This is a genomic window from Candidatus Palauibacter scopulicola (assembly GCF_947581915.1).
Lineage (GTDB): Bacteria > Gemmatimonadota > Gemmatimonadetes > Palauibacterales > Palauibacteraceae > Palauibacter > Palauibacter scopulicola.
On the sequence record NZ_CANPWG010000007.1, the window covers coordinates 1 to 5,916 of the forward strand.

6 protein-coding genes and 1 tRNA gene are annotated in these 5,916 nt (G+C 67.9%); 3 read left to right on the forward strand and 4 right to left on the reverse strand.

The genetic code is table 11. The annotated features are described in order from the left end of the window. On the forward strand, nt 1-522 hold a 522-nt coding region (locus RN743_RS00515), incomplete at its 5' end, for an alkaline phosphatase D family protein (protein WP_310775134.1). 375 nt (nt 523-897) lie between these two features. Further along, a tRNA-Ile gene (locus tag RN743_RS00520) sits at nt 898-972 on the forward strand. A gap of 200 nt (nt 973-1,172) precedes the next feature. Here the strand turns inward: RN743_RS00520 and lepB are convergent. The 4 genes from lepB to RN743_RS00540 all read right to left on the reverse strand — a co-directional run bounded on the left by lepB (nt 1,173) and on the right by RN743_RS00540 (nt 3,964). Next, entirely contained in the window at nt 1,173-1,895 is a 723-nt protein-coding gene (gene lepB / locus RN743_RS00525) for a signal peptidase I (RefSeq protein ID WP_310775136.1), read from the reverse strand. Between the two features lie 115 nt (nt 1,896-2,010). Further along, a complete protein-coding gene (locus tag RN743_RS00530) occupies nt 2,011-2,232 on the reverse strand; it encodes an MbcA/ParS/Xre antitoxin family protein (protein ID WP_310775138.1) in 222 nt (73 codons plus the stop codon). 20 nt (nt 2,233-2,252) lie between these two features. Further along, entirely contained in the window at nt 2,253-2,642 is a 390-nt protein-coding gene (locus RN743_RS00535; RefSeq protein WP_310775140.1) for a CPBP family intramembrane glutamic endopeptidase, read from the reverse strand. Between the two features lie 182 nt (nt 2,643-2,824). Next, nucleotides 2,825-3,964, reverse strand: coding sequence for a hypothetical protein (locus RN743_RS00540; RefSeq protein WP_310775142.1), 1,140 nt, complete (start codon nt 3,962-3,964; stop codon nt 2,825-2,827). An 87-nt stretch (nt 3,965-4,051) separates the two neighbouring features. Here RN743_RS00540 and RN743_RS00545 point away from each other — a divergent pair. Continuing rightward, on the forward strand, nt 4,052-5,916 hold a 1,865-nt coding region (locus tag RN743_RS00545), incomplete at its 3' end, for a cytochrome P450 (protein ID WP_310775144.1).

The following is a 5,916-nucleotide window of genomic DNA, read 5'->3' on the forward strand; positions in this document are numbered from 1 at the left end:
CTCGACTCGTCATCCGCCCGCTACAACGTCCTCGCCAACCAGGTCTTCATGGCCCGGCTGCTGGAGGGCGACGAGGAAGGCGAAGAGGAACTCACCCTCGCCATGGACAAGTGGGACGGCTACCCCGCCGATCGCGACCGCCTCATGAGCTTCCTCCACGAGCGCCGCCCCTCGAACCCCGTCGTCCTCACCGGCGACCTCCACACCAACTGGGTCAACGACCTCAAGCTCGACTTCGAGCGCGCGGATTCCCCGACCGTCGGCGCCGAATTCGCCGGCACCTCCATCAGCTCGAGCGGAGACGGAGTGGACACGGGGCCGCAGGGCGACAACGCCATGGGCCACAACCCCCACATCAAGTTCTTCAACGCCCAGCGCGGCTACGTCCGCTGCCGCCTCTCCCCCGCCCGCCTCCGCACCGACTTCCGCGTCATGCCCTACGTCACCCGCCCCGACGCCCCGATCGCCACCCGCGCCAGCTACGTCGTCGAAAACGGAGTCCCCGGCGCCCAGGAAACTTGAACCCGCCGCGCCAACGGTCGCGCGCCGGTCTTCTTCGGGGCCCGTAGCTCAGCCTGGTTAGAGCGCACGCCTGATAAGCGTGAGGTCGGTAGTTCAACCGAGCGCCCGCTTCGGGCGCGAGCTCGATGAAGCATCGGCCCCGCCAGGGGACGCTGCTTCATCAACTCTACCCGGGCCCACCGCTCCCCGGTCACCGTGCTCAGCCCGCCACGCCCCTTTGTCAGATGCGCTGGTGGTCCGCTCGCCAGAGCTGGCGCAGAGCGGGGGGAGGGGGGGGGCGAAAACTTGAACCCGCCGCGCCGTCTCCTTAGGATGGACGCCGCCCGGCGCCCGACCCTCCGCCCACGCGGAACGGTCGCGCGCCGGTCTTCTTCGGGGCCCGTAGCTCAGCCTGGTTAGAGCGCACGCCTGATAAGCGTGAGGTCGGTAGTTCAAATCTACCCGGGCCCACTATTCCTCCACCGGCCCTCAAACCTCTCCCCGGCTTCGATCTCCAGACCGACCTCACGGACGGCTATGTCGACGGTAGTTCAACCGAGCGCCCCCCAGGGGCGCGAGCTCGGTGAAGCATCGGCCCCGCCAGGGGACGCTGCTTCACCAAATCTACCCGGGCCCACTCAACCTCCTACCCGATCCTTGCTTGAATGCGGCTAGCGTGGCGGAGGCCCGATTCTCCCCGGTCGGATCGCCGTCAAGAAGCGAAACGGCTTCAGAGCTTCACGGTCGTACGAGTAGTATAGGAATAGCGGCGTTCCCTGCATCTTGCGGCGTTCTACGAAGCCCCATGATCGCGAGTCGAAGCTGTCGTCCCGGTTGTCCCCCATCATGAAGTACCGCGCCTCGGGAACGGTGATGGGACCCCAGTTGTCGCGCGTCGGCTGGTACGCGTCGCGGGACAGCTCCGGCAGCAAGTAGTCCGCTTGCCACAACATCTTCGGGTCGAAGGAGTCCGGGATCCGTGGGTTCCGCCGTACGTAGGGCTCATCGATGGCGACTCCGTTCCGGTAGAGGATGCCACCATCCATGCGAAGCGTGTCGCCGGGCAGCCCGACCGTGCGCTTGACGATGTCGATCCCCGGGGAGTGGTCGGCGCGAAACACGATGATGTCGCCGTGCTCCGGTTGAGCGTACCCCGGCAGGTTGGAGTTCGTGAAGGGAATCGGGGCGCCTAGCGACACCTTGTTCACCAGCACAAAGTCGCCCACCAGCAGCGTTTCCTCCATCGAGCCCGAATCGATCACGAACGTGGCCACGAGGAACGTCCGCCCGAAGATGAAGAAGAGGGCCACCACAACCACCGTGCGACCCCAATCAAGGAACCACGCCTTGCTGAACCGCGGCGGACGCGGCGGATTCTCACGACGTCGCTTCATAGCTTCGATCCCGTTTCAGGAGTACCTGAGGAGAGGTAGAGGAGGCCAAACTAAAGTGGGCTCCCACTCAACGCGGGAACCCCAGGACAGGGCCGCATGGGGTGCGGGCTTCGGGCTACGCGCCCAGTCCATGCTCGATGCGCCCCAGCTCCTGCTCGACAAGGCGGGCGCCGACATCGCTGGCCAGGAGATCCAGCGGCCGGCGTCCCTGGAGAGCACGGTTGGGCTTGCGGAGCCAGCGCGCTGCCTTGGCGCCGTCGCCGATCGCTTCTTCGGCCGAGGCCACGACGCGGGCGAGGCGGTCCGACTGCGCTCTGGCGGAGTAGCCATCGTCCATTTCGTCCTCCGTAAACTTCCTCATTGGGCGGCGAACGGGTAGGTGAACAGGATCAGGTGCGACAGGTTGAGGAGGAAGTGCACCAGGATGCCCGCCTCCACGCGGCCCGTCGCGTAGTAGGCGGCGCCGTAGCCGATGCCGGCGAGCGTGGCCAGCAGGACATAGGTCATCCCGCCCGCGATGTGCACGACGCCGAACGCGGCGGCGCAGACGACGAGGGCCACGAAGGCCGACGCGGGCACCCTTCCGCTCAGGGCTCTTCCCAGGTGCCGCTGCAGGATGCCGCGGAAAACCGTCTCCTCGGAGACGCAGGTCAGAAGCAGGTTCGACGGTATCCACGCGGCGAGGATCGCGGGCCATTTCGGGTCCCACGCCAGGTACCCCACCGCCGTCGCCGTCGCGAGCGTCACGGCCGTCGTCAGGATGGCGATGGCCCCGGTGGCGACGACCGCGCGCCCCCACGGCGGGTTTGCCGGCGAGGGAGAGGGCCACGAAAGCCGGCGCGACCGACCGGCGACCCGCCAACATCGAGACGCCGAACGCCGCCCAGAGGAGCAGGAACGGAAGCGCGGACGTGAAGTCGATCATGGAGTCAGTCGTCGTCGCCGCCTTCCTCCGCGTGGCGCCGGGCGATCCGCTCCAGCTTCGGCCCGATGGAGGTCATGACCGCGGCGAACAACACCACAACCCAGCCCGCCGAGAGAATCAGGTGGATGCCGACGAGCGCGCGGGCGCCGACCGAAACCGGGGCGATGGTCGCGAAGTCCTGGGCGAGGCCGGCGAAGAACGAAAAGAACAGCCAGTCGACGATCCCCGTGCCGGCGTCGGCGAACGCCCCCGGACTGAAGTGTTCCAGCATGCCGTAGAATCCGGCGAACAGCAGGATGATCGTCACGTAGCCGATCGCGAACCCGCCGATCGGGACCCACATGACGCGCAGGTAGTCGGAGAGACCGCTGTACACCTGAAACCGCGGCCGGCACCAGATGATCGCCGCGCGCCCGAACACGAAAAACGCCGCCGTGACCGTCAGTTCAAGGAGCAGCAGGCCGACCCCGATCCCGAGGCCGGCGCCGAGGCTCAGCCCGGGGTCGGCCTCCATCAACCCCAGGACAATCGCACCGAAGGCATAGCCGACGGTAGGGCCGGTGGCGAGCACCAGCAGGGCGGGAGCGCGGGTGTCGCGCCAGCCCGCGGCGCGGCGGCTGAGGAGGCCGGCGGAGAGCGCCACGAAGGGCACGAACAGGAAGATGTCCACGAACAGCGACGGTTCCGATAGCGTATAGATCGCGGGCAGAAGCCCCAGGGCGAGAAGGACGGATACGAACAACGTCTCCCGGAACGCGTCCCGATACCCCGAGAAGGAGGTCCCGCCGACCTCGTCCAGGAGGTCTTCCCCGTGGATCAGTCCGACCCCCAGCGCAAGGACCGGCGACATGGCGATCGCCCCGCTGGTGACGGCCACCGTGGAGGCGAACACGGCGCCGACCCCGACCAGCGAGCCGACGAGGATGCCGGTCCACGGCCGCGGCCCCCGGTTCCCGCTGAGACCGACCGCCGCGCCGATGGCGAGACCGCAGCCGGCGCCGACCGCGACGCCCGCGTCGCTCCCCACCGTCGCGTAGCCGATGGGGACGACGATGACCGCGACCGCGGTCGCTATCCGAACGGCCAGCCAGGCCAAGCGGTGCACGATCACCGGCCAGTGTATTTTGTTGTCGTCATGGCGCACTTCGTTTATTTCGAGGTGAGTTTTACGCGATAGCGCGCTCAAGGTGGTGCTGTTTTGGCAAGATTCAAGGGTAGACGGGAGCACGCGATGCTGAGGTTCGCGGAGGAAATCCTGATTCTCGTCCTGGACGAGGAGCGGGGGGACCTGGCCACCAGCCTGCCCCCCCGCTCGCTCGACCTGGCGCTGGCCGGGGCGGTGCTGATGGATCTCGCGCTCGAGGACCGCATCGACACGGATACCGAGCGCCTGATGCTCGTGGACGCCACGCCGGTGGGCGACGCCATCCTCGATCCGGCGCTCGCCGAGATCGCGAGGGACGACGGGGCGCGCGACACGGGCTACTGGCTCGGGCGGATCGCCGGGCGGGGTGACCGGATCCGGCGCGCCGCGCTGGCCCGCCTGATCGAGCGGGGGATCCTGAGATCCGAGGCGCACGGGCTCCTGTCGCTCGTCCCGTCGGTGTCGCGGTCGCGGCGCTATCCCCCGGTTGAAGGACAGTCGGTCGAAGAAGCCAGGCTGCGGATCATGCGCGCGCTGTTCAGCGACGATGTCCCGGACCCGCGGGATATCGCGATGATCGCGCTGGCCAACGCCTGCGGCCTGTTTCGCACGATTCTGTCATCGGAGGAGCGGGCGCAGATCCGGGATCGCATCGATCTGCTGAAGAATCTCGACCTGATCGGCCGCACGATGAGCCTGGCGATCGAAGGACTCGAGGCGCCCGATGAACCGCCTCCGGAACCTCCGCAACCGAAGGAGATCCCCGCGGTGCCGGGCATTCCGCTGCTGGGGAACGGCCTGGCGATGCGGAAGGGGCTCGTCCACTTCCTCGCCCGCCAGTACCGCGAGCTGGGCCCGATCTTCAGGATTCGCGCTCCGGGGCGCCGGTTCGTGTGCATGGCGGGACCGGAAGCGGCCGATTTCCTCGCCACGCACGGAAAGACCGCATTCCGGTCGCTCGAGCCGATGGCGAACTTCCACAACCAGATGGATTCGTCGCGCTCGATTCTGACGATGGACGGGATCGATCACGTCACCACGCGGAAGGCCCAGGCCAGGGGATACGCCGTCCGGGCCATGAGGGACCGGTCACGGGAAGTCGTCGGCATCACCCGCGAGGAGATCGACAAGTGGCCGGTGGGGGAGCGGTTCGAGGCGTTGCCGGAGTTCCGGAACGTGATCGCCGAGCAGATGGGCCACATGATGGCGGGCTATTCGCCGCGGGGCTACACGGAGGATCTGACCACGCTGCTCGGCGGCCTGCTCCTCAGCTCCGCGACGATTCCGCACGTCATGAAGCTCCCGCGATTCCGCCGCGCCCGCGAACGGGGCCGCGAGCTGGCCCGGACGGTTCTCGCCCACAAGCGCAGAGTGGGCCCGCGCAGGACGCTGCCGGACTTCATCGACCTGATGCTCGAACTGCGCGACGCCGATCCCCAGCTGCTTCCCGAGACCAACCTGCCGCTGACGGTGCTCGCGCCCTACATGGTCGGACTCGACACCACCGCGAGCACCTGTGCGTTCATGCTCTACAACGTGCTGAAGCGCCCGGAGCTCATGGAGCGCATGACCGCCGAGGCGGACGCCCTGTTCGACCGGGGGCCGGTGAGCGGCGCCGCGCTGCAGGGGCTCGATGTCTCGCGCCGCGTGGCGATGGAGACCCTGCGGATCCACCCGGTCTCGCCCGCCGTGCTCCGGACCACCGCCAACTCGTTCGAGTTTGCGGGTCACAGGGTACCCGCGGGCAGCCAGGTCATGATCGGTACGGCAGTCGGGCACATGCTCGAAGAGTACTTCCCCGACCCGGAGCGCTTCGACATCGAGCGCTACACGAAGGCGCGCGGCGAACACCGGCAGCCCGGCGCGTACGCCCCCTTCGGGACCGGCAACCACCGGTGCCTCGGCAGCGGATCTCCGGTGGTCAGAATCCCGGCAGGAATTCGTCTAAGTCT

Coding starts and splice junctions, on each gene's coding strand:
- RN743_RS00530 (WP_310775138.1), bottom strand. CDS start 2,232: ATGGACGATGGCTACTCCGCCAGAGCGCAGTCGGACCGCCTCGCCCGC.
- lepB (WP_310775136.1), bottom strand. CDS start 1,895: ATGAAGCGACGTCGTGAGAATCCGCCGCGTCCGCCGCGGTTCAGCAAG.